Origin of the sequence: Streptomyces sp. NBC_00659, from assembly GCF_036226925.1 — a bacterium.
Classification (GTDB): domain Bacteria; phylum Actinomycetota; class Actinomycetes; order Streptomycetales; family Streptomycetaceae; genus Streptomyces.
In genome coordinates this window covers 5,012,891-5,039,430 of sequence record NZ_CP109031.1, presented here as the reverse complement: position 1 = coordinate 5,039,430, position 26,540 = coordinate 5,012,891, and the positions used below count along the sequence as shown (strand labels likewise).

At 70.8% G+C, this 26,540-nt stretch carries 22 protein-coding genes; 12 read left to right on the top strand and 10 right to left on the bottom strand.

Translation table 11 applies throughout. The features are described from left to right. Positions 1-42 precede the first annotated feature (42 nt). Entirely contained in the window at positions 43-1,236 is a 1,194-nt protein-coding gene (locus OG410_RS21845) for a PP2C family protein-serine/threonine phosphatase (RefSeq protein ID WP_443063777.1), read from the bottom strand. A 47-nt stretch (positions 1,237-1,283) separates the two neighbouring features. Further along, positions 1,284-1,922, bottom strand: coding sequence for an NAD(P)-dependent oxidoreductase (locus tag OG410_RS21840; protein ID WP_329300735.1), 639 nt, complete (start codon positions 1,920-1,922; stop codon positions 1,284-1,286). A 179-nt stretch (positions 1,923-2,101) separates the two neighbouring features. Between OG410_RS21840 and OG410_RS21835 the strand changes: the two genes are divergently transcribed. After that, positions 2,102-2,536 (top strand): hypothetical protein, encoded by a 435-nt coding sequence (locus OG410_RS21835; RefSeq protein WP_329300734.1) that lies wholly within the window; start codon positions 2,102-2,104, stop codon positions 2,534-2,536. 130 nt (positions 2,537-2,666) lie between these two features. Here OG410_RS21835 and OG410_RS21830 read toward each other — a convergent pair whose 3' ends face one another. Beyond that, positions 2,667-3,218 carry an SH3 domain-containing protein gene (locus OG410_RS21830; protein ID WP_329300733.1) on the bottom strand — a complete coding sequence of 184 codons (552 nt, stop codon included), beginning with the start codon at positions 3,216-3,218 and terminating at the stop codon, positions 2,667-2,669. Positions 3,219-3,534: 316 nt separating this feature from the next. On the opposite strand from OG410_RS21830, the gene OG410_RS21825 reads away from it, so the two are divergent. The 7 genes from OG410_RS21825 to OG410_RS21795 all read left to right on the top strand — a co-directional run bounded on the left by OG410_RS21825 (position 3,535) and on the right by OG410_RS21795 (position 12,459). After that, complete coding sequence (locus OG410_RS21825) at positions 3,535-4,434, top strand: hypothetical protein (RefSeq protein WP_329300732.1); 900 nt, start codon at positions 3,535-3,537, stop codon at positions 4,432-4,434. A 101-nt stretch (positions 4,435-4,535) separates the two neighbouring features. Continuing rightward, the gene (locus tag OG410_RS21820; protein WP_329300731.1) at positions 4,536-6,470 is read left to right on the top strand and encodes an FUSC family protein; all 1,935 of its coding nucleotides are present in this window, start codon (positions 4,536-4,538) and stop codon (positions 6,468-6,470) included. A gap of 243 nt (positions 6,471-6,713) precedes the next feature. After that, the gene (locus tag OG410_RS21815) at positions 6,714-8,465 is read left to right on the top strand and encodes a VWA domain-containing protein (RefSeq protein WP_329300730.1); all 1,752 of its coding nucleotides are present in this window, start codon (positions 6,714-6,716) and stop codon (positions 8,463-8,465) included. A 180-nt stretch (positions 8,466-8,645) separates the two neighbouring features. Continuing rightward, complete coding sequence (gene metG, locus OG410_RS21810) at positions 8,646-10,370, top strand: methionine--tRNA ligase (protein WP_329300729.1); 1,725 nt, start codon at positions 8,646-8,648, stop codon at positions 10,368-10,370. Between the two features lie 174 nt (positions 10,371-10,544). After that, the gene (locus tag OG410_RS21805; protein WP_329300728.1) at positions 10,545-10,883 is read left to right on the top strand and encodes an FG-GAP repeat domain-containing protein; all 339 of its coding nucleotides are present in this window, start codon (positions 10,545-10,547) and stop codon (positions 10,881-10,883) included. Positions 10,884-11,127: 244 nt separating this feature from the next. After that, complete coding sequence (locus tag OG410_RS21800; RefSeq protein WP_329300727.1) at positions 11,128-11,604, top strand: hypothetical protein; 477 nt, start codon at positions 11,128-11,130, stop codon at positions 11,602-11,604. A 108-nt stretch (positions 11,605-11,712) separates the two neighbouring features. After that, positions 11,713-12,459, top strand: coding sequence for a hypothetical protein (locus OG410_RS21795; RefSeq protein WP_329300726.1), 747 nt, complete (start codon positions 11,713-11,715; stop codon positions 12,457-12,459). Positions 12,460-12,565: 106 nt separating this feature from the next. On the opposite strand, the gene OG410_RS21790 is transcribed toward OG410_RS21795, so the two are convergent. Then, on the bottom strand, positions 12,566-12,820 hold the full coding sequence (locus tag OG410_RS21790; protein ID WP_329304194.1) for a Scr1 family TA system antitoxin-like transcriptional regulator: 255 nt from the start codon (positions 12,818-12,820) through the stop codon (positions 12,566-12,568). 77 nt (positions 12,821-12,897) lie between these two features. On the opposite strand from OG410_RS21790, the gene OG410_RS21785 reads away from it, so the two are divergent. Continuing rightward, positions 12,898-13,218, top strand: coding sequence for a hypothetical protein (locus tag OG410_RS21785; protein ID WP_329300725.1), 321 nt, complete (start codon positions 12,898-12,900; stop codon positions 13,216-13,218). Positions 13,219-13,330: 112 nt separating this feature from the next. On the opposite strand, the gene OG410_RS21780 is transcribed toward OG410_RS21785, so the two are convergent. From OG410_RS21780 to aspS, 3 genes are all read right to left on the bottom strand, one after another. Continuing rightward, the gene (locus tag OG410_RS21780; protein ID WP_329300724.1) at positions 13,331-14,326 is read right to left on the bottom strand and encodes an intradiol ring-cleavage dioxygenase; all 996 of its coding nucleotides are present in this window, start codon (positions 14,324-14,326) and stop codon (positions 13,331-13,333) included. Between the two features lie 351 nt (positions 14,327-14,677). Then, positions 14,678-15,640, bottom strand: a complete 963-nt coding sequence (locus OG410_RS21775) for an intradiol ring-cleavage dioxygenase (protein WP_329300723.1) — start codon at positions 15,638-15,640, stop codon at positions 14,678-14,680. Between the two features lie 209 nt (positions 15,641-15,849). After that, entirely contained in the window at positions 15,850-17,613 is a 1,764-nt protein-coding gene (gene aspS, locus OG410_RS21770; protein WP_329300722.1) for an aspartate--tRNA ligase, read from the bottom strand. 175 nt (positions 17,614-17,788) lie between these two features. On the opposite strand from aspS, the gene OG410_RS21765 reads away from it, so the two are divergent. Then, on the top strand, positions 17,789-20,233 hold the full coding sequence (locus OG410_RS21765; RefSeq protein WP_329300721.1) for a SpoIIE family protein phosphatase: 2,445 nt from the start codon (positions 17,789-17,791) through the stop codon (positions 20,231-20,233). Here the strand turns inward: OG410_RS21765 and OG410_RS21760 are convergent. The 3 genes from OG410_RS21760 to OG410_RS21750 form a co-directional block, all read right to left on the bottom strand. Further along, positions 20,128-21,249: an AI-2E family transporter gene (locus OG410_RS21760; protein WP_329300720.1), complete on the bottom strand. Its 1,122-nt coding sequence runs from the start codon at positions 21,247-21,249 to the stop codon at positions 20,128-20,130. The genes OG410_RS21765 and OG410_RS21760 overlap by 106 nt on opposite strands. A gap of 188 nt (positions 21,250-21,437) precedes the next feature. Further along, positions 21,438-22,409, bottom strand: coding sequence for a pirin family protein (locus tag OG410_RS21755; RefSeq protein WP_329300719.1), 972 nt, complete (start codon positions 22,407-22,409; stop codon positions 21,438-21,440). A gap of 179 nt (positions 22,410-22,588) precedes the next feature. Next, positions 22,589-23,080, bottom strand: coding sequence for an SseB family protein (locus OG410_RS21750; RefSeq protein WP_328450353.1), 492 nt, complete (start codon positions 23,078-23,080; stop codon positions 22,589-22,591). 142 nt (positions 23,081-23,222) lie between these two features. Between OG410_RS21750 and OG410_RS21745 the strand changes: the two genes are divergently transcribed. After that, entirely contained in the window at positions 23,223-25,049 is a 1,827-nt protein-coding gene (locus OG410_RS21745; RefSeq protein ID WP_329300718.1) for an acyl-CoA dehydrogenase, read from the top strand. A 154-nt stretch (positions 25,050-25,203) separates the two neighbouring features. Next, positions 25,204-26,499 carry a M18 family aminopeptidase gene (locus OG410_RS21740; protein ID WP_329300717.1) on the top strand — a complete coding sequence of 432 codons (1,296 nt, stop codon included), beginning with the start codon at positions 25,204-25,206 and terminating at the stop codon, positions 26,497-26,499. The last annotated feature ends 41 nt before the right edge of the window (positions 26,500-26,540 follow it).

The following is a 26,540-nucleotide window of genomic DNA, read 5'->3' as shown; positions in this document are numbered from 1 at the left end:
CCCACCCGGCCGAAAACCCCGAAGTCCGCGTCCGCCACCGCGCTACGTCCCTCGTCCGCCGCCCGCCCGACGCCGTACGGCGAAGATCGTCGTGTCGTCGGCGAGCCTGCCGCCGCAGTGGACCAGGGTGCCGTCGCGCACGAACCGGACGAGCCGCTGCGGGTCGGCGATGCGCGGGTCCTGTGGCAGCGCCTTCGTGAGGGTGTCACGGAGCGGGAAGAAGTCGCCCGCCGTGTCGCGGGCCTCGGTCACCCCGTCGGTGACCAGGAGCAGTGTCTCGCCGGGAGCGAGCGGGACCCGGAGCACCGGTGGCGGCGTGGGCACCAGCTCGCCCATGCCGAGCGGGAGTCCGTCCCCGGCCGGCAGACTCCGCACGCCGTCGGGGGTGACCACGAGCGGCGGTTCGTGGCCGAAGTTGACGACCTCCACGGTGACCGGAGCGTCCTCGGGGAAGGCGACCAGGACACCGGTCGCGAAACGGTCGCCGTCGCTGCGGCCGAGTGCCACGCGGTAGTGGTTGTGCCGCAGCATCCTGACCTCCAGCCGGGCGGCGACCGGGGCGAGGTCCGGCTCGTGGTACGCCGCCTCGCGGAAGGTGCCGAGCAGCGCGGCCGCCGCCTCGACCGCCGCGAGTCCCTTGCCCTGGACGTCTCCGAGCAGCACGCGGGTGCCGTGCCGGCCGGGCTGGATGTCGTAGAAGTCGCCGCCGACCCGGGCCTCGCTGTCGGCGGCGAGGTAGACGGCCGCGTGGTCGAGGCCGCCCCAGCCCGGGGGCATCGGGCGCAGCACGGTACGCCGGGTCGTCTCGGCGATGTCCCGCATGTGCAGCATGCGCCGCTCGGCGCGCAGCCGCACGGAACAGGCGAGGGCGGCCAGGCCGCTGCCGACCATGACCAGGACGAAATCGGGCAGGCCGTTCTGGTACGGGTGCGGCCACGACGTGTCCACGGCGCCGTAGACGAGCAGCGACAGCGCGGCGAACGCCACGGTGCCCAGCACTCCGCAGATCGCCGCGGCGATGACCGGCACGAGCACGAGCCAGGAGATGATCCGGAACCGGCCGGAGGTGTTGACGTCGAGCAGCGCGATGCCCATGAGCAGCAGCAGCGGGGGCACCCAGGCGACGCTGCGCCCGTGCACCCGCAGCGGCGTCGACCGCTGGAAGGCGTCCTGCACCCCGGTGCGCGGCCGCAGGGCGTGCCGCAACCGGTCGTATGCGGGTCTCCGGTCGGCCACCTCGCCGTACCGCCTCCGTCTCGTCGTCTCAGTAGGCGGCCGACGTCTCAGTAGGCGACGGACATACGGCCGTGCGGGTGGACGGGCATCTCCAGCTGGTCGACGAAGGCCATCGCGTAGTCCTCGGCACTGATCCTGCTCTGGCCACCCGCGTCGGTGAGCATGCGGTCGCCGCCGATCCTGAACTCGCCCGTGCGTTCGCCGGGGCCGATCTCGGCGGCGGGCGAGATGTAGGTCCAGTCGAGATCGTCGACGTCGGTCCGCAGATAGGTGAGGGCGTCACGGTGGGCGAGGGCCTCGGGAAGGTAGGCCTCGGGGAAGTCCGGCTGGTCGCACGCGGCCTCGCCGGGGGCGACCTCCAGGGTCCCCGCCCCGCCGACGATCACGAGCCGGTGCACCCCTGCCTCACGGACGCCCTCCACCAGGGAGTGGTTGAGGGCGAGGAAGGGTTCGCGCGGATCCGAGACGTCCCGGGGCGGGACGCAGGCCGACCCCACCGCGTCCGCGCCGGCCACCAGCTCGGCGACCTTCGCCGGGTCCGCGGCGTCGGCCGCCGCCGCGGCGACCCCGGGAACCGGGGACTGGCCGGACCGGCTGACCGCGACGACCTGGTGTCCGCGCGCCGACGCCTCCGTGGCGATGCGGCTGCCGACCATGCCGGTGGCACCGAAGAGTACGAGCTTCATGCACCTCAGCGAAGCACGCGACCATGATCACCGCATCCCGGAGAAGCGGCGCGGAGGGTGTCGTGGGGTGCGTGGACGGGTGCCGTGGAGGGGTGCCGTGGGGGGGCGGGCCCCGACTTGCCAGGGGCTACGGCGAGGTGTGACCTGGAAGGCGGGGGCGAGCAGAGAGGAGTCCTTCCATGGCTCAAGCCGCACCCGTGTCAGGGACACCAGGTACATCCGGATCGACCGACGTCTTCGGGGAACAGACCCACACGATGGCGAAGTGGGCCGTGCCCGTCGTCGGCGGACTCGTCTACGGCTACTGGGCCGCCGCCATCAACCGGGACGCAGGTGCCATCACGGGCTGGAACGTGCTGTTCGGCTTCGTGTGCGCCATCGCGTTCGCGGCGGCCTACATGGGCGCCCGGACGGTGGCACCACTGATGCGGCGCGAGACGCACGCGCTGGTGTGGGCCGTGTTCGCGGGCTGCGCGTTCGGTTTCCTGTACAGCCAGACCGACGCGACCGTTCTGCGGTCCGTGTTCATGTCACTGCCGGTGGCGGTGGGCGTGTACGCGGTGGCCTTCTACCGCTATTACACCCACGAGGACGCGGCGGGAAAGGCGAGCTGACGTCGTAGCGCGCCGTTGCGACGGACGACGTCGCAACGGCGCACACGGCACAGTCGTCCGCCGCAACGGCGCACACGCACATGAGGCCCCGGCACCGCCGGGGCCTCATGCGTCTCCCTCACTCACCTACTCACCCACCACCTGGGACCCAGTCCCAGGAGTTCGAGGAGGAGCCGGACACGGTCCAGCTCCACGCGCTGGAGACGGTGAAGCTCCAGGAGCCGGAGGCGGTCACACTCCATCCGGGGTCGTTGCGCGGGTTGCGCCCGTCGTCCCAGTGCGCGTTGTGCCACGTCCCGTCCTTCTGGTCGGGGCACGGGTCCGAGCAACTCGGCACCCACCGGCCGTCGGTGTCGACGAAGGCCGCGCTGGCCCAGGCATGGGCGCCGACGAGCCAGTACCAGACGGTGGTACCGAGCACGCTCTGCCCGTTCACCGCGCACTGGACGCGGTCCTGGCTGCCCGGTGAGAGCGCGCCGACGACGGGCGAGTTCGTGCTGGGCTGAAGCCGCAGGTTCAGTTCTCCACGGGAGATGACGGTGCCCCAGACGGGGCTTCCGGAGCCGTCGCCCGTCGGCGCCGACTCGGTCGCCGCCATGGAGGGACCGGCGGCCAGGACGGTCAGTACACCGCCGCTGAGCAGGGCCGCGGCAAGAATCCGCGGGGCTGGGGTGGTGCGCATATCGGCCTCCTTTTCCCCAGATCCAGGAAACACCCGTTCGGGTGAGGGCTCCACCTGAGCGGCCAAAGCCCTTGGGGCCACAGGGATGCACGGGGGTGAGCGGCAGCCCCGGAGGTGCCGGCGGAACCCGCACGGCCGTCCGACGGCGTGCCGACGGGGCACGAACCGGGTTCCGCCGGAATCGGGCGGGCTGCCGGCGGGGGCCGGGGTCCGGCCCTGGGGGGCGGGCACGGCAGCTCCCCGTACGGCTTGTCATATGCGCCCATTTGCAGTCGGGCCGGTCGCGTACGGGGTCCGGGAGGTCTTGCCTGAAGACGTGTCCCCTCGTGTCCGGAGCGCCCTGTCGGCCGTGCTGATCGCGCTCGCCTGCCTCCTCGCGCCGCTCGGCGCGCTGTCGGCGTGGGCGACGTACGGCCTCGGCGACTCCGAGCGGTACGAGGCCACCATGGCGCCGCTCGGAGGCGACGACGACATCCGGGACGCCATCGCGGCCGGTGTCACGGACGACATCCTGCGCGAGGTCCACGTGCGGCCCCGACTCCAGGGGCCGGTGAACCACTTCGTGCGGGACGCCGTGCGCTCGTTCACCGAGACCGAGGCGTACCAAACGGCGTGGGAGGCCGCCAACCTGGCCGCGCACGACGCCGTGATGCGGGCGCTGCGCGAGGACCGCGAGGGTGCGGTGACCGTCGATCTCGCGCCCGTCACCGAGCGGGTCAAGCGCCGGCTCGCCGACGACCACATGCCGTTCGCCGGCCGGATCCCGGTCGCGCACACCGAGATCACCGTTCTCGAGGCCGAGGACCTGGCCCGGCTGCGGAAGGGGTTCCACGTGCTCGAAGTCGCCGGATTCTGGCTCCCGTCGGCGTCGGTCGTCTTCGCGGCCACGGGCATCGTCATCGCCGTGCGCCGCCGCCGGGCGGTCCTCGCGACGGGCCTCGGCACGGCTCTGGGCGCCGCGCTGCTCGGTGTCGCGATCACCGTCGGCCGCAGGCTCACCCTCGACGACCTGCCGCCCGATGTGTCCCGCACGGCCGCGGGCGCCGTGTACGACGCGCTCACCGAGACCCTCCGGTTCGTCAGCTGGCTGCTGCTGGCCATGGGTCTGACGGTGGCTCTGACCGCCGCGCTCGCCGGTGTGTACGCCCGTCGGCGGCGCCCGGCCGAGACACCCCGTCAGATTCCCGCCGAGCAGTCGACCCACGTGGGCGCCTGACCCGGGGCCGGGCGGGACCGTCCGGGGGCCAGGCGGGACCGGGCCCGGGGCCGGGCGGGACCGTCCGGGGCCCGCCCAGGGAAAACCGACATACTTGGGGCATGTCCCGCGAGTTCCCCATCGGCCTCACCCCTCCCGACTGGCTGGTCAGGAACCTCCAACCGCAGCGGGTCCCCGTCAATCGGGCCGCCGCCGCCCGCGCCGCCGTGGCCCTGTCGCTCCCGCTCGCGATCGGCCTCGCCTGCGGACAGCCCGCGTACGGCGCCCTGGCCTCCATGGGAGCGCTGTCCGGAGTCATCGGCGACACCGCGGACGCGTACCGCATGCGGATCCTCAACATCGCCGTCCCGCAGTTCTTCGGCGCGATCGGCGTCACGATCGGCGCCGCGGTCTTCGGGCACGGCTGGACCGCCGTCGTGACGGTGACCCTGATCGCCCTGGTCTCCGGGATGATCTCGTCGATCGGCGCCGTCGCCTCCGTCACCGGACTGCTGCTGCTCCTCAACTGCGTCATCGGCGCCGGACTTCCGCTGCCCGGCGCCTGGTGGCTCGCGCCGCTGCTGATGTCCGGCGGCGGGCTCCTCGTCCTCGCGCTGACCCTGCTCGCCTGGCCGCTGCGCTCGGGGGTGCCGGAGCGGTCCTCCGTCGCGAGCACCTACCGCACGGTCGCGGACCTGCTCGCCGCCGGAGGCACCGACGACTACGAGCGCCTCCGTATCGCCGTCACCCAGTCCCTGAACGAGTCGTACGACCTCGTCCTCGCCCGGCGGGCGTTCCACCACGGCCGCAGCCCCGACCTCGTCCGGCTGCTCGCCCAGCTCAACGCCGTCACGCCGGTCGTCGAGGCCGCCCCCGCCGCCCACCAGCGGGGCGAGCCGCTGCCCGCCGCGATCCCCGCCGCCGTGAGCCTGCTCGCCGACACCATCGAGACCGGCGGCACCGACCCCATCGAACTGCGGCTGCCCGCCCCGGCCGACGAGACAGGGCGCGCCGTCGACCACGCCCTGCGTCACGCCGCCGGTGTCGTGGCCGACCTGTCCCCCGACCCGCGCACCCTCGACGACCGCCTCGGCCGGCCCGCCCGCCTGCGCGTCCGCGCCGCCCGCGCCACCCGCGGCGTCCTGCTGTCGGCGGCCTCCTGGCGCTACGGCACCCGCCTCGCCCTGTGCATCGGCCTCGGCCAGGTGCTCGTCTCCACCGTCGAGGTGCCGCGCTCCTACTGGGTCGCGCTCACCATCACCTTCGTCATGAAGCCCGACTACGGTTCCGTCTTCTCCCGGGCCCTGCTGCGCGCCCTCGGCACGGTCGCGGGCCTCGTGGTCGCGGCGACCGTGCTGACCCTGGTGCCGCGCGGCTGGTGGGACGTGCCCGTGCTGATGGTGCTCGGCGCGCTCATCCCGGCCCTGACCCCGCGCGGCTACGGCTATCAGACCGCCGCCATCACCCCGGTGATCCTGCTGCTGTCCGACATCCTCAACCACCAGGGCACCGGGCTCATCGTCCCCCGGCTCGTCGACTCCCTCATCGGCTGCGCCATCGCCCTGGTGGCCGGGTACCTCCTGTGGCCGGAGAGCTGGCACGCCCGGGTCGGCGACCGGCTCGCGGACGCGGTCGCCGACACCGCCGGCTATGTCGAGCTGGCCTTCGGGGACGCCGCCGAGCCGTCGGCCCGCGCCCGGAGCAGGCGCCGGCTGTACCGCGACCTCTCCTCCATCCGTACGGAATTCCAGCGCGCGCTGACCGAACCGCCGCCGAACGGGCGCCGGGCCGCGGCCTGGATGCCGCTCGTCGTCGCCGTCGAGCGGATCGTGGACGCGACGACCGCAGCCCGGGTCCGTGTCCGCCAGGGCGCGGCCGAGCCGTCCGCCGCCGAGATCTCCACCATCGCGCGCCAGCTGCGGGAGCTGTCCGAGGGACTGCGCGAGACGGACGTGCTCTTCGCCGTCCGCACCGACCTCACCGGACCCGAGGGCAGCGTCCTCGAACCGGTGCGGCAGGAGGTCGCGGCGGCCAGGGCGATCACCTCACCGCATTGACACAGGAGGCGTCGGCACCGACTATTCGGCCATCGTCCCGACTTCACGCGCGGGACGGACGGAACTCAGAATTCCGACAAATCACCATGGTAGGAAAGTGAACCCGAGGGCGCTGCAAGGGGGTTGACGCGGCGGTTGTCCGGTGCGTGGCCCCTGCCGAAGATCACCATCTATGGCCGCTAACCTTACGTGTCCGTCCTGGCCAGGGATTGACGGGATCAACTCACGCGAAGGGTTGCGCACATGGGCATTCTCACTCTCCTGCGGAATGCGTTCGGCCGCTCACGCAAGGGTCGTGACGCGGACGCGGAGACCTCGCGAGAGGCCACGTCGACCGCGACGGTCCCGGCTCCCGCCGCGGAGCCGACACTTTCTCCCGAGGCCGAGCCGGCCTCGACCGCCGCCCCGGAGGCCGAGCCGAAGATTCCGGCTCCCGCGTCCGAGCCCGAGCCCTCCGTCGTCGAGGATCTGGTGTCGGCCGCCTTCGACAACGTGACGGTACCGAAGCAGAACACGACCTCCTCCCCGGAGCCCGAGCCCACATCCGAGCCCGCCACCGAGCAGGCGGAAGAGCCGGTCGCCGAGCCCGCCACCGAGGCGGAAGCCGTCTCGGAAGCCGAACCCGCCGCCGAGGCGGAGGTCGAGTCGGTCGCGGAGCCCGAGGCCGCGGAAGAGACGGAGCCCGTCGCCGCCGTCGAGCCCGAGGCCGAGGTCATCCCCGAGCCCACCGTCGAGCCCGAGGCCACCGTCGAGCCCGAGGCCGAGGTCATCCCCGAGCCCGCCGTCGAGGCCGAGGCCACCGTCGAGCCCGAGGCCGAGGTCATCCCCGAGCCCGCCGTCGAGGCCGAGGCCACCGTCGAGCCCGAGGCCGAGGTCATCCCCGAGCCGGTCGCCGAGCCCGAGGCGGAAGCCGAGGTCGCGGCCGAGCCCGAGCCCGAGGCTGAGGCCGAGGTGCCCGTGACCGCGCAGGTCGACGAGCCCGCAGCCGCCGACGGCGAGGAAGCCCCACAGGCGGCACCCGCAGCCGAAGACGAAACCAGCACGGGTGGTGCGGGCGGGAACGACAACGCCGAAGGCGAAGCCGAGGCGGAAACAGAAACCCCGGCCGAGCCGGTCGCCGAAGCTGAGGCCGAGGCCGAGGTCGAGGCCGAGCCCGAGGCTGAGGCCGAGGTGCCCGTGACCGCGCAGGTCGACGAGCCCGCAGCCGCCGACGGCGAGGAAGCCCCACAGGCGGCACCCGCAGCCGAAGACGAAACCAGCACGGGTGGTGCGGGCGGGAACGACAACGCCGAAGGCGAAGCCGAGGCGGAAGCGGAAACCCAGCCCGCAGGAGACTCCGCCGTCGCGCTGAGCGAGGTCAAGGCACAGGCTCCGGACCTGGTCACGGCGTACCAGGAAGCGGGTACCGCGCTCCAGAAGCGGGACCTCACCGGCAAGCGCGCCAAGGTCTACCTCGTACTCGACCGCTCCTCGTCCATGCGGGCGTACTACAAGGACGGCTCGGCCCAGGCCCTCGGCGAGCAGGCCCTCGCCCTCGCCGCCCACCTGGACCCGGAGGCGACCGTCCACGTCGTCTTCTTCTCCACCGAGCTGGACGGCACCGGCGCCCTCACGCTCACCGAGCACGAGAACAAGGTCGACGACCTGCACGCAGGCCTCGGCCGCATGGGCCGTACGAGCTACCACGTCGCCGTGGAGGAAGTGGTCACGCACCACCAGCGGTCCGGCTCGACCGACCCGGCTCTGGTGATCTTCCAGACCGACGGCGCCCCGGACGCCAAGACCCCCGCCACCCAGTCCCTCACGGACGCGGCGAAGGACCACCCGGGCGTCTTCTTCTCGTTCGTCGCCTTCGGCGAGCACGACAACAAGGCCTTCGACTACCTGCGCAAGCTGAAGACCGGGAACACGGCCTTCTTCCACGCCGGCCCGGCCCCGCGCGAGCTGACCGACGTCGAGGTCTACGACGGCGTCCTGGAGAACTGGCGCCCGTAAGCCTGTAAGCCCGTACGCCCGCGTACACCGCACCACCGGGCCGCCCCTTCCCACGCTGTAAAACGGGAAGCGGGCGGCCCACCCATGTCGGCTACGATTTCAAGGTTCACCGGCGACGACCCGCCCACCGGAAATCCGAGGCGATCGTCGCCCCACGCAGCGACCTGGGAGCAGCCCGCAATGGCTCGACACCTCATCACCAGCGCCCTTCCGTACATCAACGGGATCAAGCACCTGGGCAACATGGTGGGGTCCATGCTCCCGGCGGACGTGTACTCCCGGTACCTCCGCCAGCGCGGCCACGACGTCCTGTACATCTGCGCGACGGACGAGCACGGCACGCCCGCCGAGCTGGCGGCCAAGGAGCGCGGCCTGCCGGTCGACGAGTTCTGCGCGCAGGCGCACGACGCGCAGAAGGCCGTGTACGACGGCTTCGAGCTGGCCTTCGACTACTTCGGCCGCAGTTCCAGCCCGGAGAACCGCGACATCACGCAGCACTTCGCGCGCCGCCTGAACGAGAACGGCTTCATCGAGGAGCGCGCGATCCGCCAGGTGTACTCGCCCACCGACGGCCGTTTCCTGCCGGACCGCTACGTGGAGGGCACCTGCCCGCACTGCGGTTACGACAAGGCCCGCGGCGACCAGTGCGAGAACTGCACGCGCGTGCTCGACCCCACGGACCTGATCGACCCGCGTTCGGCGATCTCCGGCTCGACGGACCTGGAGGTCCGCGAGACGAAGCACCTGTTCCTCCTCCAGTCGAAGCTCCAGCACGAGGTCGAGGAGTGGGTGGCCCGGCACGAGTCCGAGTGGCCTCAGCTCGCCTCCTCCATCGCCCGCAAGTGGCTGACCGAGGGCCTGCACGACCGCGCGATCACCCGTGACCTGGACTGGGGCGTCCCGGTCCCGGCCGACACCTGGCCGGAGCTGGCCGCCGAGGGCAAGGTCTTCTACGTCTGGTTCGACGCCCCGATCGAGTACATCGGCGCGACGAAGGAGTGGTCCGACCAGGACACGGAGAACCGTGACTGGAAGTCCTGGTGGTACGACGCGGACTCCGGCGAGAACCCGGTCCGCTACACACAGTTCATGGCGAAGGACAACGTGCCCTTCCACACCGTGATGTTCCCGGCCACCGAGCTGGGCGTGCGCGAGCCGTGGAAGAAGGTCGACTACGTCAAGGCCTTCAACTGGCTGACGTACTACGGCGGGAAGTTCTCCACGTCCCAGAAGCGCGGTGTCTTCACGGACCACGCGCTGGACATCCTGCCCGCCGACTACTGGCGCTACTTCCTCATCGCCAACGCCCCCGAGTCGGACGACTCGTCGTTCACCTGGGAGCACTTCACGGCCACGGTCAACAAGGACCTGGCCGACACCCTCGGGAACTTCGTCAACCGCGTCCTGTCCTTCTCCAAGAAGCGCTTCGGCGAGGAGGTCCCGGCGGGTGCGGAGGCCGGCGAGGCCGAGGCGAAGCTGGGCACCGAGATCGCGGGGCTGCTCGCGGAGTACGAGACCCAGATGGAGGCCCTCCAGTACCGCAAGGCGGCCGCCGCGCTGCGCGCCCTGTGGTCCGCGGGCAACTCCTACCTGGAGGAGAAGGCCCCCTGGCTGGAGATCAAGACCAGCCCCGAGGGCGCCGCGCTGACGCTCCGCACGGCGATGAACCTGATCCACCTGTACTCGGTGGTCTCGGAACCCTTCATCCCGGCGTCCGCCCGCGCGATGCGCTCCGCCTTCGCCCTCGCGGACGACACGGCCACCTGGGTGAGCGCCGACGAGGCCCGCGCCCTGTCCTTCCTGCCCGCCGGAACCCCCTTCGCCGTTCCCCCGGTCCTCTTCGCCAAGATCACGGACGAGGACCTGGAGTCGTACAAGGAGCGCTTCGGCGGCGCACCCGAGTAACGGCGACCGCTCGACAGGAGCCCGGGAACGAACGGTTCCCGGGCTCTTCGCCTGCCGGAAACCGCTCCCACCTGCGACGACATCCCGACCTCGCGATCTCTGCAACCGTCATCTCCTGCCACCATCCGCACACTTGTGCGAGGGCGGGGGTCCTCGCGGGGAGGGACGGTTCACGTGGGCAGACACGCCCCGAGACGGCGCGGCCTTCCCGCGGCCGTCTCCTCCACAGCGGTCGCCGTGGCGGCCGCCACCATCGCCGTTCTGCCGCAGAACGGCCTCTGCAAGAGGACGAGCACGGGCACGCTGTCGGCCCGCGTGAAGGTGTTCGCCGACTGGGGCGGCTCCTGCAACGCCGTCGTCGGGGTCGGCGACATCACCGACGACGGCAGGGCCGACCTGGTCTCCCGGGACACCGGCGGCAATCTGTACCGCAACAGCGGGGACGGCAGGGGATCGTTCGGCTCGCGTACGAGGATCGCCACCGGCTGGGGCGGATACCGGTCGATCTCCTGAGGCTCCTCACCTCCGGAAAGGGGGCACGGACGACACGTCCCGTGCCCCCTTTTCGCGGCTGCGGGGCCCTGCACGCCAGGGCCGCCGCCCCGGCGCCCGGGACCGGCCGGACAGCACGGAAGACCAGGTGAGAGCACGGTGAAGACCCGGCGAACAGCCGGGAAAGCCACCCTCTGTCCGATGCCGCCGATCCGTAATGGACCCCGGCGCCACAAGGCCCTCGGTCACCCGTATGGTTTCCGCCATGGCAGTCCCCGAGGTCATTCCGATCGCCTACGAACCGAAGCACCGCACCGAGACCATCGGCCGGTACGCGGACGGTCAGTTCCTGGCGTCGATCACGTACGCCTTCCCCGAAGGGTTCCGTCCCGATGACGGCTGGGAAGAGCACAAACGTCTGTACGTGGTGCTCCACACCTTCGATGCCGAGGGCCGCTACCGCGACTCGGAGGTCTGGTGCGCCGGCACCTGGGCCGAACAGCAGCGAGCCGTCCCGGGCGAATACTCGGTGCTGTCACGCGCCCGCGTCCACCTGGCGAAACTGCTCCGCAGTCTGCCCCGGCGCTCGTACACGGACATCGCGATACGGCCGTTCCAGCTCACCGTCGACGGCGTCCGGTTCGGCCTCGTGACGGGCGTGGACGAGGGCGAGGCCTGGGCCGAGCTGTACCCGGACGGCCTCGGCTTCTCCGAACCGTGGGACGGCACGTACGACACCTGAGCGGATCCTCCTTCCCGACGTGACCCTGACAAACACCCCCGGCAGTTAGCATCGGGTCCCTTGAGTCACGAGGGGCTGGGGGGGGCACGAGTGCGGATACAGGTGCGGGTGCGGGGAAACAGGTGGCTGCTGGTGGGCGCGGCACTGACCGCGTGGGGGATCACCGCCTGCGCCGGTACGGGCGGGGGAACGCCCGGCTCCCCGGCGGCAAGCAGTTCACCCGGCGGCGCCTCGACCGCGTCCACCGCGCCGGGACCGCCGCTCTCCGCCGAGGCCCTGAAGTCCATCGCCCTCACCGGTGAAGACGTGCCGGACAGCTTGGCCGTCTCGGCGGACGAGCGATCACCCGCCGACTCCGACAGCACCTTCCCGCCGGTCTCGGACCCCTCCTGCGAGACGCTCCTCGACGCCACCCACGCCGTCGGCGCATCGGCCGTCGTGGACCAGAACATCACCTGGAAGGGCAGCATCCTGCCCGGCGGCAACACCCTCGCCTCCTACGAAGGCACGGGAGCCGAGAAGGCGATCGACCGTGTCCGTACGTCACTGACGACCTGCCACGACTTCACCGGCGACAGCCGCGGGGGGAAGTACACCTCGCACGTCGCGCCGGAGAAGGCTCCCCGGCTCGGCGACGAGTCGATCGCCTTCCGGGTCACCACCCCGGTGAAGCAGGAGGCGCCGGACCTGCCCAGCGGTCTACCTGTCCTCGTGCAGAACCAGCAGCACATCCTCGTGAGAGTCGGCGGCGTCACCGCGTCCTTCTCGATGCTGGACCTGGGCAACAGCAACCACTTCCCCCTGGCCCTCGTCCGAAAAGAAGTCGCCCGCATGACAAAGGCCCAGCACGCCTGACGCGAGACACCCCGCAAGGCACGATGGTCACCCGTCGCGGCCCACCCGGAGCCGCCCCAGGAGAGCAGCCGGCCCCTGCGGGGTGACAGGAAGTATTCGGCCGGAGTCATCGCTCTCGCGGAGCAGCAATGTGCCCTCTTGCAGGGCGACTTCCACACACTCGTCGCCACGGACCTCCATGCGGCGCGTCCCGCTTCGCGGTGTCCAACTGGGGCACGGGGCCACCCGTGTACAGCATGGACGAATGGGCGCCGGCGAACCCGTCGACGTCGAACGGGACGACGCGGACCGTCACGTTCGACCGCTCCGACTGCAGCAGGATCTCCTCCAACTGGGCCCGCGCCGCAATCCGGTCGGCCACGCGCGTCCGAAGCACGGACTCGTGCAGGATCGCCTCGTACGAAACGGCCTGTCCCGTTCGAGGGCCACCCGCCTGCGATGGCCGCGTTCTCCGCCCTCGCTCACACCCACAGCCACGACATCGACGCCATACCGGAAGCGCTGGGCCGTGCCCTGCAAGGGATGGACTGGCAAGCCTCCGACTACTTCCACGAGTTCCTCGACGTCAATCTGGGGAATACCCCCGCCGGCAATAAACGCGGGCTGACCGTCTCCGACGACGTCCGTACGCGGATCACCACCTGCACCGACCTCGACCGTCTCGGCGACTGGCTCGACCGGGCCGGCACGGTCGCGCATGCCGAAGAACTGTTCGGCGAAGCCCCGCGCGGCCCGGAGAGCACTTCGGAGCAGAGCTGATCAAGCCCCGCACGGGGAGGGCCCGGAACCAGGGTGCTCCGGGCCCCTGCCTGTCAGGGAGTCAAGGGGCCCGGAACCCGTGGTGTTCCGGGCCCCTGTGTGTCGGGAGGGGTCAGGACGCCGAGGCCGACGCGCTCGGCTGGGTGTCCGTGCTGTCGTGGGTCTCGTCCGGGGCGACGCCCATCGTCAGGTCGGCGTGGACGCCCTTGGCAATGTTCTTCTTGTCGTACTTGAGGTACAGCAAGCCACCCTCATGGCCGTTCTGGGGGTAGATCGTGTCCTCGGTGAGGGTGGTGCGGGTGGCGGTGTTCGTGGAGTACGGGGACACCTCGGCCGACGCCAGGACCGACTTCTCGTCGAAGAAGAACTGGCCGGTGTGGCAGGTATGGCCGCCCTCGTAGCCCGCGTCGGTCCAGGTGCCGTCGACGTGGACCTTCGTGTGGATGTGGACGGCGCGGCCCTGGTACCAGCCCGGAAAGACCGTCTTGAAGGTGACGTAGCCGTGCTTGTCGGTCTTCCAGGTGCCCCGGAGGTAGCGCTCGTCGTCGGTCGGCTCCGAGTGGCCGCCGCCGGTGCCGCCGGAGGGAGCGCCCGACGGAGGCTCACCTGTGGGCGTGCCCGAGGGGGCGTCGGAGGGCGCGTCGGAGGGGGATCCGGAGGGCGGGGTGCCACCGCCACCGCCACCGCCGCTGCCCATCGCCTCGTAACCGGAGTAGATGCCCAGCGCGGTGCAGTGCCAGATGTCGACCGCCGCGTTCTTCACCGGCTTGCAGGTGTCCGCGTCGATCACCTTGAGCTTGAGGGTCAGGGGGATGCCCTCTTCGTCCTCGGTGATGTCCTGGCGGATCTTGTCCGCGTCGATGTAGTAAGGGCCCTCGGTGGTCTCGGAGGTGAGCTTGTAGCAGAGCTCGGAGGCGGTGGCGCTCGCCGAGGCGGTCGCACCCTTCCCCTTCGTCTCCCCGGCGAAGGCGCCGACGGCGACCGTCCCGCCCACACCGACAGCGACGACCGCACCGGCACCGGCGACGACGACCTTACGACGCGTCAAATCGCGTTTGTGCTTGGGTCCTTGCTCGTTCTCATGGCTGTTCTCGGCGTTTCCCGTCATGGGCAGGGACGCTAGGAGGCGGGCCTGTCAGGGACGTGAGAAAGGCCTATGGAATCCCATGCGCACGCAAAAGAGCGTCGCGGGAAAACCCTGTTTCCAGGCCTTTCCAGTAAACATAAAGCAAGGCTTGCCTTACTTTATATGGATCAGCGCGGAGGAGGAGCAAAACCTGTCCGCGAGCGAGCCCGATGCACGAGTTGCCGTCAGCGCCGCCGGAGACGACCCAGAGCCTGCGGGCGGACCTGTGGGGCGGCCCCTCTGGATTCCTATGGGGCTCCGGTGAGGTTTCCAGGAGGGTCCGGTCCCCGGCCGTGAAGGGCGGGGACCGGAGACCGCCGGTCCGTCGGTCCGTCAGCTCGCCGAAGCCGATGGTGACGCCGACGCACTCGCCCGGGGCGGCGCGCCCTGGCCGTCCTCCGTCGCGCCCGGGTCGACGCCGACCGTGAGCGACGCATGGACGCCCTTGGTGATGTCCCGCTTGTCGTAGTGCAGCCTGAGCAGGCCGCCCTGGGTACCGCTCTGGTCGTAGATCGTGTCCTCGGTGAGCGTGGTGCGCTCGGCGGCGTTGGCGGAGTACGGCTCCACCACCGCCGAGGCCAGGACGGACTCCTCGTCGAAGAAGAACTGGCCGGTGTGGCACGTGTGCCCGCCCTCGTAACCGGCGTCGGTCCACTCGCCGTCCACGTGCACCTTGGTGTGGATATGAACGCAGCGGCCCCGGTACCAGCCCGGGAAGACCGTCTTGAAGGAGACATGGCCGTGCCGGTCCGTACGCCAGGTGCCGCGCAGGTAGCGTGTGTCGTCCGTCGGCTCCTGGTGGCCGCCGCCCGGCATACCGGTCGGGGGCGCACCCGTGGGCGCACCGGTCGGCGGCTCACCGGTGGGAGCGGGGCCGCCACCGCCGCCGTTGCCCTGGTTCTCGTAGCCGGAGTAGACGCCTGCGGCGTCGCAGTGCCAGATGTCGACGGCCGCGTTCCGGATCGGCCTGCAGGTCTCGGAGTCGATCACCTTGAGGCTGAGGAGCAGGGGGATGCCTTCGCGGTCCTCTCTGACGTCCCGGCGGATCTTGTCGGCGTCGATGTAGTACGGGCCCTCGACCGCCTCCGACGTCAGTCGGTAGCAGGCCTCGGCGCTCTCCCCGGCCGCCGGTTCTCTGTCCTGCGCGACCGCGCTCGCCGCGAAGGCGCTGCCGCCGAGGCCGGCCACCGCGAGCGCACCCGCGCCGACGACCACGACCTTGCGGCGCGTCAGTTCACCGCTTTCCTGGGGTACTTGGGGGACCTGGGGTTCCTGGTGCTGTCCATTCGCTGTCATGCGCCCGGAAGTTAGGCAAGAAGGCTGTCAGCAGGCTGAGAAAACAGCGGTCTTTGCTGCGGGCACGCAAAAGGGACCTGAAATCGACGTCGACTTCAAGCCCCTTTGCGATCAGGCCAGTTGAAAGGCTTGCCTTACCTCGGCCGCGGCCACTTCGGCCGCGACCACCTCGGTAGCGACCACCTCGGTAGCGACCACCTCGGTAGCGGCTACTTCGGCTGCGGCTTGCGCACCGAGATGTGCAGCTCGCGCAGCCGCGTCTCGTCCAGCTCCGTGGGCGCGCCCATCATCAGGTCCTGCGCGTTGCCGTTGAGCGGGAACGCGATCGTCTCGCGGATGTTCGGCTCGTCCGCGAGCAGCATGACGATGCGGTCGACGCCCGGGGCGATCCCTCCGTGCGGCGGGGCGCCGAAGCGGAAGGCGCGCAGCATGCCGGCGAACTGCTCCTCGACGGTCTCCCGGTCGTAGCCGGCGATCTCGAAGGCCTTGAGCATGATCTCGGGCTCGTGGTTACGGATCGCGCCGGAGGACAGCTCCACACCGTTGCAGACGATGTCGTACTGCCAGCCGAGGATGTCCAGCGGGTCCTGGGTCTCCAGGGCCTCCAGACCGCCCTGCGGCATGGAGAACGGGTTGTGCGAGAAGTCGATCTTCCCGGTGTCCTCGTCCTTCTCGTACATCGGGAAGTCGACGATCCAGCAGAAGCGGAAGACGTTCTCCTCGAAGTTGCCCGAGCGCTTCGCGGCCTCGACCCGCACCGCGCCCATGATCTTCGAGACCTCGTCGAACTCGCCCGCGCCGAAGAACACCGCGTGACCGGCGGCCAGGGAGAGGCGCTTGGTCAGCTCGGCGACGTTGTCCTCGGTGAGGAACTTGGCGATCGGGCCGGTCAGCGAGCCGTCCTCGCCCACGCGCACCCAGGCCAGGCCCTTCGCGCCCTGCTCGACCGCGTAGTCACCGAGGCCGTCGAAGAACTTCCGGCTCTGGCCGGCCACGTCCGGCACCGCCAGGGCGCGCACGTGCTTGCCCGCGAAGGCCTTGAACTCCGAGCCCTCGAAGATGTCGGTGATGTCGGTGAGCTCCAGCTGGGCCCGCAGGTCCGGCTTGTCCGAGCCGTACTTCAGCATCGACTCGCGGAACGGGATGCGCGGGAAGGGCGAGGTGACGTGACGGTCACCGCCGAACTCCTCGAACAGCTCCGTCATGAGCTTCTCGATGGGCTGGAAAATGTCCTCCTGCTCGACGAAGGACATCTCGACGTCGAGCTGGTAGAACTCGCCCGGCGAACGGTCCGCGCGGGCGTCCTCGTCGCGGAAGCAGGGCGCGATCTGGAAGTAGCGGTCGAAGCCGGAGATCATCAGCAGCTGCTTGAACTGCTGCGGCGCCTGCGGAAGCGCGTAGAACTTGCCGGGGTTCAGCCGGGAGGGGACCACGAAGTCGCGCGCGCCCTCGGGGGAGGTGGCGCTGAGGATCGGGGTGGCCATCTCGTTGAAGCCCAGCGCCGTCATCTTGTGACGGATCGCGGAGATCACGGCCGTGCGCAGCAGGATGTTGCGGTGCATGCGCTCGCGGCGCAGGTCGAGGAAGCGGTACTCCAGACGGCGCTCCTCGTTCACACCGTCCTCGGCGTTGATCGTGAACGGCAGGGGGGCGGCGGCGCCGAGCAGCTCGACCTCGCTCACCTCGACCTCGACCTCGCCGGTCGGCAGCTCCGGGTTCACGTTCTCCGTGCCGCGCGAGACGACCTTGCCGTCGACGCGGACGGTCGACTCCTTCGAGACCTTGTCGAGGGCCTCGTAGGCGGGGGTGCCGGGGCGGGCGACGAGCTGCGTGATGCCGTAGTGGTCGCGCAGATCGATGAAGAGGATGCCACCCAGGTCTCGGCGATTGTGCAGCCAGCCGCTCAGCCGGACGTCGGTGCCGACGTCAGAGGCGCGGAGCTCGCCGCAGGTGTGGGACCTGTACCGATGCATCGTCGTTCATCCAGTCTTCGCGGATTGGGGATTGGGGGGCCTGTTTCACGTGAAACACCCCCAGCGTACCGGCCGGGCCAGGTCGCCTCCCCCTCATTAGCCGCTCCACGCCGTGACGGGCGTCGGTGACGGCCATCGGTGGCAGGCACCGATCACCTGTTCCTACAGTGGGCGCATGCGCACTGGTGAGCCCCTGCCCGCCGTGGGGGACGTCCTGGCCACACTCGCCACCGGCGTGTGGCGCTGGGACAACGCCTCGGGACTCGTCACCTTCGACGCGGAAGCCGCACGGCTGATCGGCATGCCCGCGGAGCTGACGACCCTCACCGAGGCGGGTGCGCGCTCGCATGTCCACCCCGTCGACTGGAACGAGATGGACGGGGTGGTGCACCTCGCGGTGGCCGAGGGCACGCTCGCCGAGGCCCAGATGCGGATCATGGACGAGCACGGCCGGGTGCTCCGCACGGTCCGCAGCCGCTCCAAGCCGCTCGTCGACCCCGAGACCGGGCAGTACGAGCTGATCGGCACCCTCCAGGAGGTCAGCGAGCAGCCTCCGGACGCCGCCGCGCGCACCCCTGTCACCGGGGACTGGCGCCGCTCGCGGGAGGCGTTCCTGCTGGACGCCGGACGGGCGCTGGCCGAGGCCCGGTCCACGGCGGAGGTGCTGCGGGTGGCGGCGGGGCTGTCGATGCCCGGATTCTCCCCGGACGGACTCGCCGTCTTCGGCGCGGAGGGCGAGCGGCTGACGATCATCGGCCACCACGGGCACCAGCCGGGCGACGAGGGCCCCTTCTCCCACATGTCGCTGGCCACGGACTATCCGGCCGCCGAGGTCGTCCGTACGGGCCGTGCGGTCTACCTCTCCTCCCCCGACGAGTACAAGGACCGCTACCCGGCGTCCTGGCCCCTCGCCCAGCACTTCGGCCGGCAGTCCTGGGCGTTCCTGCCGCTCACGGTCGCCGGCAGCACCATGGGTGCGTGGATGGCGGCCTTCACCTACCCCGTCACCTTCACGCCCGACGAGCGCTCGGTCCTGACGACCGTCGCCCGCATGCTCGCGCAGGCCCTCTCGCGCGCCGGAGCCGCCGAGACCGCGCGGGAGCTGACCGACGGCCTCCAGCGCTCGATGATGCCGACGCTCGGCCCGCGGATGCCGGGCATGAGCGTCGCCGCACGCTATGTCCCGACCGGCGGCGGCCTCCAGGTCGGCGGCGACTGGTACGACGTGATCCCGCTGCCGGCCGGCCGCTACGCCCTGGTCATCGGCGATGTACAGGGCCACGACGTCCGCGCCGCGGGTCTGATGGGCCAGCTCCGGATAGCCCTGCGCGCCTACGCCGCCGAGGGCCACCGCCCCGACGCGGTGCTGTCACGGGCGGCGCGTTTCCTCTACGGGGTCACCGACTCGGTGACCTACGGGTCGAGCGGCGGCGCCGACGCGGACGAGGAACCGGCGGACCCCGCCGATGTGCGCTTCGCAACCTGTCTGTACGTCGAGGTCGACCCGGCGACCGGGACGCTGGACATCGCGCGCGCCGGGCATCCCGATCCCGCGATACGGATGGCGGACGGGACCGTGCTGATGCGGCCCACGGCGGGCGGGCTGCCGCTCGGCATCGACCCGGACGCCGACTACCCGACCACCCGGCTCCTCCTGGAACCGGGCGAGACCATGCTGATCTGCACCGACGGGCTCATCGAGACCGGCGGCCACGACCTCGACACCGGCTGGCGCCGGATCCGCCGGACGCTCGAATCCCACGACGGCGACATGGAGACCCTCGCCGACGCGCTCGTGCAGGCCGTGCACGGGCCCTCCTCCCACCACACCACCGGTCCGCTGGCCGACCGGCGCGAGGACGACATAGCGGTGCTGCTGCTGTCCCGGCTGCCCCTGGAGGGTGACGGCGACGACACCGCGCCACCCGTACGGCCGCTGCTGCGCCGCACGATGCTGACCGTGGCGCAGGCCGAGCCCGAGCGGATCGCGGACGCCCGTCAGCAGCTGCGGGAGCTCCTGCACGACTGGGCCTCCGCCGACCAGCTCGACTCCGCGGTCCTGCTCGTCTCCGAGATGGTCACCAACGTCCTCGTGCACACCGACGTGGACGCGCTGCTCGTCGCCGAGGTGACGGGCGAGCCGGGCAAGCGGCGGATACGGGCCGAGGTCACCGACGGCAGCGATGCCCTGCCGCACCGGCGTCATCCCGGGGAGCTGGCGTCGTCCGGACGGGGACTGGTGCTGGTCGAGATGCTCGCGGACGCGTGGGGGGTGGACCCGCGGGGCCAGGGCAAGAGCATCTGGTTCGAGTTCTCCGAGGCGGCCGACACGGATTCCGGCGAGTCCGGGGCCTCGGACGACTCCGCGCTGCTCGACGCGTGGGACGCGTTCGCCGAGGCGACGGACGCCACCGGACCGACGGGCGCGCGCCCCACAGAGGCCCGGGGCTCCTCGGGCGGCTACCGGTCCGCCGGGGCCCACGAATCCTCCGGGGCCCACGAATCCGCCGGCGGCTACGAATCCGCGGACGGTCCCGGCGCTCCCGGCACTCCGGGGAATCCGGGTGTGCCCGGTCCTTCCGGCCCCGGCGGCGGCCCGTCCGGTCCTTCCGGCTCGTAGCGCACACGGAGTTCGTGCAGGACGCCGAAGGCCGCCGCCGTCAGGGGGACGGCGAGCAGCATGCCGAGGACGCCCGCCACGGAGGCGCCCGCCGTGATCGCGAGCAGCACCACCGCCGGGTGCATCTGCACCTGCCGGCTCTGGATCATCGGCTGGAGGCCGTATCCCTCCAGCATCTGGATCGCGAGCACGAGCCCGAGCGTCCACAGGGCGATGACGAACCCCCGGTCGGCGAGCGCCACCAGGACGGCCACCGCGCCGGAGAGGAACGCGCCGAGATACGGGATGTACGCCCCCACGAAGACCAGCGCGCCGAGTCCGACGGCGCCCGGGACGCGCAGGACCAGGAGTCCGACGGTGATGCAGAGGGCGTCGATGAGCGCGATGATCGTCGTCCCGCGCATGAAGCCCTCGACGGCCGCGTAGGCGCGCCGGGCCATGGCCTCGACGACGTCGGCGGTCCCCCGGGGCGCGAGCGACCGCAGTGATCCGGCCACCTTGTGCGAGTCGCGCAGGAAGAAGAAAACGAGCAGCAGGGCGAGGAAACACATGGCGAGGGTCTCGGCCACGACACTGACGCCGCTGACGACGTTGGACGCGGCCGTGCCGCCGAACTTGGCCAGCAGGTCCTTGGAGTTGGCGGCGATGTCGTCGAGCGAGGTGCCCGCCGCGCCGAAGTGCTCGGCGACGGAACGCGAGGCCTGCCGGAGCGAGGACACGATCTGGGAGCCGGTGTGGAAGAGCGCGGCGACGACGACGTAGACGGCGCCGCCGACCACGACGGCCACCGCGACACAGGTCAGGGCGGCGGCGAGCGAGCGGTTGATCCGCGCCTTGACCATCCGCCGGTACAGCGGTCCGAGCAGCGCGGTCCCGAGCAGCGCGAGCAGCACCGGCACCACCGCCGTACGGAACTCCCCGCACAGCAGGACCCCCACCCATCCGACCCCGGCGGCCAGCAGGATCACGACACACCAGGCCGCCAACCGCCGGACACCCTCGGGGAGTAGCTGCACCCCGCCAGCTGACCATGCGTCAGCCGGACCGGCGCTCCGGGGAGTCCGAACGGGGGAGAATCCCGCGAGGAACCCCCGGCGCACGGCGCACGGCGAAGCCCCGTCCGGCGGACCGGACGGGGCTTCCGCGAGCGCTGTCCTTCACGAGGGCCCCGGAGGACCCAGGCCAGGCCCGGGGGCGGGAAGGCCTACAGCCCGCCCTCCGACATCCCGTGCACCGCCGGGATCGTCCCCAGGCGGCCCTTCTGGAAGTCCTCGAAAGCCTGCTGGAGCTCGTCGCGGGTGTTCATCACGAACGGGCCGTAGTGGGCCATCGGCTCACGGATCGGCTGCCCTCCGAGCAGCACGACCTCCAGTTCGGGCGTGTTGGAGTCCTGCTTCTCGTCGGCCCGGACGGTCAGCGAGGAGCCCGTGCCGAAGACGGCGGTCTGGCCGGTGTGGACCGGGCGGCGGTCCGCGCCCACGCTGCCGCGTCCGGCCAGCACGTAGGCGAGGCCGTTGAAGTCCTCGCGCCACGGCAGGGTGATCTCGGCGCCGGGCCGCAGTGTGGCGTGGACCATGGTGATCGGGGTGTGCGTGATGCCCGGTCCCTGGTGTCCGTCGAGCTCACCGGCGATGACCCGCAGGAGCGCGCCGCCGTCCGGGGTGCTGAGCAGCTGCACGGTGCCGCCCCGGATGTCCTGGTACCTCGGGGCCATCATCTTGTCCTTGGCCGGCAGGTTCACCCACAGCTGGAGCCCGTGGAAGAGGCCGCCCGACATCACCAGGTGCTCCGGCGGCGCCTCGATGTGGAGCAGGCCGGACCCGGCCGTCATCCACTGGGTGTCGCCGTTGGTGATCGTGCCGCCGCCACCGTTGGAGTCCTGGTGGTCGAAGATGCCGTCGATGATGTAGGTCACGGTCTCGAAGCCGCGGTGGGGGTGCCAGGGGGTGCCCTTCGGCTCGCCCGGCGCGTACTCCACCTCACCCATCTGGTCCATCATGATGAACGGGTCCAGGTGCCGGTAGTTGATCCCGGCGAACGCGCGGCGGACCGGGAAACCCTCGCCCTCGAAGCCCTGGGGCGCGGTCGTCACGGTGAGCACGGGACGGTCCACCGCGTCGGACGGCGCGGCCACACGGGGCAGGGCCAGCGGGTTCTCGACAGTCACTGCGGGCATGTCGGTACCTCCTTGTGCTTCGAGTTTAGTTGAGGGTTGAACTTTCTGCTACCCGTAACGACGCGCGCCCGGAGGGCATTCCCTCCGGGCGGCACAGGTTCGAGAGGCATCCGGTCGAGCGGACACCGGGGCGCCGGGGCGCCGGGACACCAGGGCGCCGGGGCACCCGCGGCGGACCGTCAGCCGTACATACGGCGCATCGCGAAGTCCACCATCTGCTCCACGGCCTTCGCGTCGAAGACCATGCGGTGCTTGCCCTCCATGTCGATCACGAAGCCGTAGCCCGTGGGCAGCAGGTCGATCACCTCGGCTCCGGTGATCACGAAGTACTTGGACTCCTTGCCCGCGTACCGGCGCAGCTCCTTGAGCGAGCTGAACATCGGGATGACAGGCTGCTGGGTGTTGTGCAGCGCGAGGAATCCGGGGTTGTCGCCGCGCGGGCAGTAGACCTTCGAGGTGGCGAAGACCTGCTGGAAGTCCTCGGCCGCCATGGCGCCCGTGGTGAACGCCCGGACCGCGTCCGGCAGGGACGGCGGGGACGGCTCGGGATACAGGGGCGGCTGCTGGCCGTACCCGCCGGACATCTGCCCGTCCGGCATCTGGCCGGGCATCTGCTGCTGCGGCGGGACGTACCCCTGCTGGGCGCCTGCGTTCTGCTCGTAGCCGTACATGCGTCAAAGAGTAGTGGGCCACATATGGCCTACCCGGGGTTGCTTCTTATTACTGGCGGGTAGCATCATCGTAGCTACTTGCTGGTACGTGACAAATATGCGAGGAGTCAGTGCCTCGCCGATCCCTTACGGAGCCGTCGCCATGGGGCACTACAAGTCGAATCTCCGCGACATCGAGTTCAACCTCTTCGAGGTGCTCGGGCGCGACAAGCTGTACGGCACCGGCCCGTTCGCGGAAATGGACACGGACACCGCCAAGAGCATCCTGGAGGAGCTGACCCGCCTCTCGGAGAACGAGCTTGCCGAGTCCTTCGCGGACGCCGACCGCAACCCCCCTGTTTTCGACCCCGAGACCAACACCGCGCCGGTCCCGGCTTCCTTCAAGAAGTCGTACAAGGCGTTCATGGACTCCGAGTACTGGCGTCTCGGCGTGCCCGAGGAGATCGGCGGCTCCACCTCGCCCCGCTCCCTGATCTGGGCCTACGCGGAGCTGATCCTCGGCGCGAACCCGGCGGTCTGGATGTACTCCAGCGGCCCCGCGTTCGCGGGCATCCTCTTCGAGGAGGGCAACGACGTCCAGAAGCACATCGCGACGATGGCCGTCGAGAAGCGCTGGGGCTCCACCATGGTGCTCACCGAGCCGGACGCCGGCTCCGACGTGGGCGCCGGCCGCACCAAGGCGATCCAGCAGGACGACGGCTCCTGGCACATCGAGGGCGTGAAGCGCTTCATCACCTCCGGTGAGCACGACATGGAGGAGAACATCCTCCACTACGTCCTCGCCCGCCCCGAGGGCCACGGCCCCGGCACCAAGGGCCTGTCCCTCTTCCTCGTCCCGAAGTACGAGTTCGACTTCGAGACCGGCGAGCTGGGCGAGCGCAACGGCGCGTATGCGACGAACGTCGAGCACAAGATGGGCCTCAAGGCCTCCAACACCTGCGAGATGACCTTCGGCGACCGCCACCCCGCCAAGGGCTGGCTGATCGGCGACAAGCACGACGGCATCCGCCAGATGTTCCGCATCATCGAGTTCGCCCGCATGATGGTCGGCACGAAGGCCATCTCCACGCTGTCGACCGGCTACCTGAACGCGCTGGAGTACGCCAAGGAGCGCGTCCAGGGCACCGACCTGGCCGACTTCATGGACAAGGCCGCGCCCAAGGTCACCATCACGCACCACCCGGACGTGCGCCGCTCGCTCATGACCCAGAAGGCGTACGCCGAGGGCATGCGCGCCCTGGTCCTGCACACCGCCGCGGTCCAGGACGAGATCCAGGTCCTGGAGGCCGCCGGCGAGGACACCGCCGCCGCCGAGGCCATGAACGACCTCCTCCTGCCGATCGTGAAGGGCTACGGCTCCGAGAAGGGCTACGAGCTGCTCGCCCAGTCGCTCCAGATCTTCGGCGGCTCCGGCTTCCTGCAGGAGTACCCGATCGAGCAGTACATCCGCGACGCCAAGATCGACACCCTGTACGAGGGCACCACCGCGATCCAGGGCCAGGACTTCTTCTTCCGGAAGATCGTCCGCAACCAGGGCGCGGCCCTGAACACCCTCGCCGAGGACATCAAGAAGTTCCTGGCCATCGGCACGGGCGGCGAGGAGCTGTCCGCCGCCCGCGAGCAGCTCGCCAAGGCCGCCGTCGAGCTGGAGGCCATCGTCGGCCTGATGCTGACCGACCTCGCCGCCACCGAGCAGGACGTCAAGAACATCTACAAGGTGGGCCTCAACACCACCCGCCTCCTGATGGCCTCCGGTGACGTGGTCGTCGGCTATCTGCTGCTGCGCGGTGCCGCCGTGGCCGCGGAGAAGCTGGAGACCGCCTCCGCCAAGGACAAGGCCTTCTACACCGGCAAGATCGCGGCCGCGAAGTTCTTCGCCGCCAACGTGCTGCCGGGCGTCACCGGTGCCCGCAAGCTCGCCGAGGGCGTCGACCTGGACCTGATGGAGCTGGACGAGGCCGCCTTCTAAGAGCCCGCCGGCCCCTCCTCCGACGGGCGGGCACCTGCCCGGGCACCTGTTCCCCGCGTTCAGGTGTCCCGAGGTGTCCGCCCTTCACATCCCCCTTACGAGGGCCCGTTCCCAACCCCGGGAGCGGGCCCTCGTGCGTCGTTAAGGTGAACCCATGAGTGCACCCACCCGCTTCGACCGCGGCCACACCGACGACCTCATGTCCTTCCTCGCGGCGAGCCCGACGCCGTACCACGCCGTGGCGACCGCCGCCGAGCGGCTGGAGAAGGCCGGGTTCCGTCAGGTCGCCGAGACCGACGCGTGGGACGGGAGCAGCGGCGGGAAGTACGTGCTGCGCGGAGGGGCGATCATCGCCTGGTACGTGCCCGAGGGCGCCGAGCCGCACACTCCGTTCCGGATCATCGGCGCGCACACCGACTCCCCGAACCTGCGGGTCAAGCCCCTGCCCGACACCGGCGCGCACGGCTGGCGCCAGGTCGCCGTGGAGATCTACGGCGGCCCGCTGCTGAACTCCTGGCTCGACCGCGACCTCGGCCTGGCCGGACGCCTGTCACTGCGCGACGGCTCGACCCGTCTGGTCAACGTCGACCGCGCCCTGCTGCGTGTGCCGCAGCTCGCCATCCACCTGGACCGTTCCGTCAGCAGCGAAGGGCTCAAGCTCGACAAGCAGCGCCACCTCCAGCCCGTCTGGGGACTCGGCGACGCCCGCGAGGGCGATCTGATCGCCTTCCTGGAGGAGGAGTCGGGGCTGCCCGCGGGCGAGGTCACCGGCTGGGACCTGATGACCCACTCCATCGAGCGCCCCGCCTACCTGGGCCGCGACAACGAACTGCTCGCCGGGCCGCGCATGGACAACCTGCTGTCCGTGCACGCGGCCACGGCCGCGCTGGCGGCGGTCGCGGCGGCCGACCCCGGACTGTCGTACATCCCGGTCCTCGCCGCCTTCGACCACGAGGAGAACGGCTCGCAGAGCGACACCGGCGCCGACGGACCGCTGCTCGGAAGTGTGCTGGAACGTTCTGTCTTCGCCCGCGGCGGTTCCTACGAGGACCGGGCACGCGCCTTCGCCGGCACCGTCTGTCTCTCCTGCGACACCGGCCACGCCGTGCACCCCAACTATGCCGAGCGGCACGACCCGACGCACCACCCGCGCGCGGGCGGCGGCCCCATCCTCAAGGTGAACGTCAACAACCGCTACGCCACCGACGGTTCGGGCCGCTCCGTGTTCGCCGCCGCCTGCGAGAAGGCCGGCGTGCCGTTCCAGTCCTTCGTCTCCAACAACTCCATGCCCTGCGGCACCACCATCGGCCCCATCACGGCGGCACGGCACGGCATCAAAACGGTCGACATCGGCGTGGCCATCCTGTCCATGCACAGCGCCCGCGAACTCTGCGCCGCCGACGACCCGTTCCTGCTGGCCAACGCGTTGGTGGCGTTCCTGGAGGGGTAGCCCCTCGGGCGGGAGGGACAACGGCACGCCGTCGGCGACGA

Bases quoted from the DNA above. Each gene is read 5' to 3' on its own strand.
- OG410_RS21745 (WP_329300718.1), top strand. From the start codon at position 23,223: ATGGGGCACTACAAGTCGAATCTCCGCGACATCGAGTTCAACCTCTTC.
- OG410_RS21820 (WP_329300731.1), top strand. From the start codon at position 4,536: ATGTCCCGCGAGTTCCCCATCGGCCTCACCCCTCCCGACTGGCTGGTC.
- OG410_RS21785 (WP_329300725.1), top strand. From the start codon at position 12,898: ATGGCCGCGTTCTCCGCCCTCGCTCACACCCACAGCCACGACATCGAC.
- OG410_RS21835 (WP_329300734.1), top strand. From the start codon at position 2,102: ATGGCTCAAGCCGCACCCGTGTCAGGGACACCAGGTACATCCGGATCG.
- aspS (WP_329300722.1), bottom strand. From the start codon at position 17,613: ATGCATCGGTACAGGTCCCACACCTGCGGCGAGCTCCGCGCCTCTGAC.
- OG410_RS21750 (WP_328450353.1), bottom strand. From the start codon at position 23,080: ATGTACGGCTACGAGCAGAACGCAGGCGCCCAGCAGGGGTACGTCCCG.
- OG410_RS21780 (WP_329300724.1), bottom strand. From the start codon at position 14,326: ATGACGGGAAACGCCGAGAACAGCCATGAGAACGAGCAAGGACCCAAG.
- OG410_RS21840 (WP_329300735.1), bottom strand. From the start codon at position 1,922: ATGAAGCTCGTACTCTTCGGTGCCACCGGCATGGTCGGCAGCCGCATC.
- OG410_RS21765 (WP_329300721.1), top strand. From the start codon at position 17,789: ATGCGCACTGGTGAGCCCCTGCCCGCCGTGGGGGACGTCCTGGCCACA.
- OG410_RS21775 (WP_329300723.1), bottom strand. From the start codon at position 15,640: ATGACAGCGAATGGACAGCACCAGGAACCCCAGGTCCCCCAAGTACCC.
- OG410_RS21740 (WP_329300717.1), top strand. From the start codon at position 25,204: ATGAGTGCACCCACCCGCTTCGACCGCGGCCACACCGACGACCTCATG.
- OG410_RS21800 (WP_329300727.1), top strand. From the start codon at position 11,128: ATGGCAGTCCCCGAGGTCATTCCGATCGCCTACGAACCGAAGCACCGC.
- OG410_RS21755 (WP_329300719.1), bottom strand. From the start codon at position 22,409: ATGCCCGCAGTGACTGTCGAGAACCCGCTGGCCCTGCCCCGTGTGGCC.
- OG410_RS21830 (WP_329300733.1), bottom strand. From the start codon at position 3,218: ATGCGCACCACCCCAGCCCCGCGGATTCTTGCCGCGGCCCTGCTCAGC.
- metG (WP_329300729.1), top strand. From the start codon at position 8,646: ATGGCTCGACACCTCATCACCAGCGCCCTTCCGTACATCAACGGGATC.
- OG410_RS21815 (WP_329300730.1), top strand. From the start codon at position 6,714: ATGGGCATTCTCACTCTCCTGCGGAATGCGTTCGGCCGCTCACGCAAG.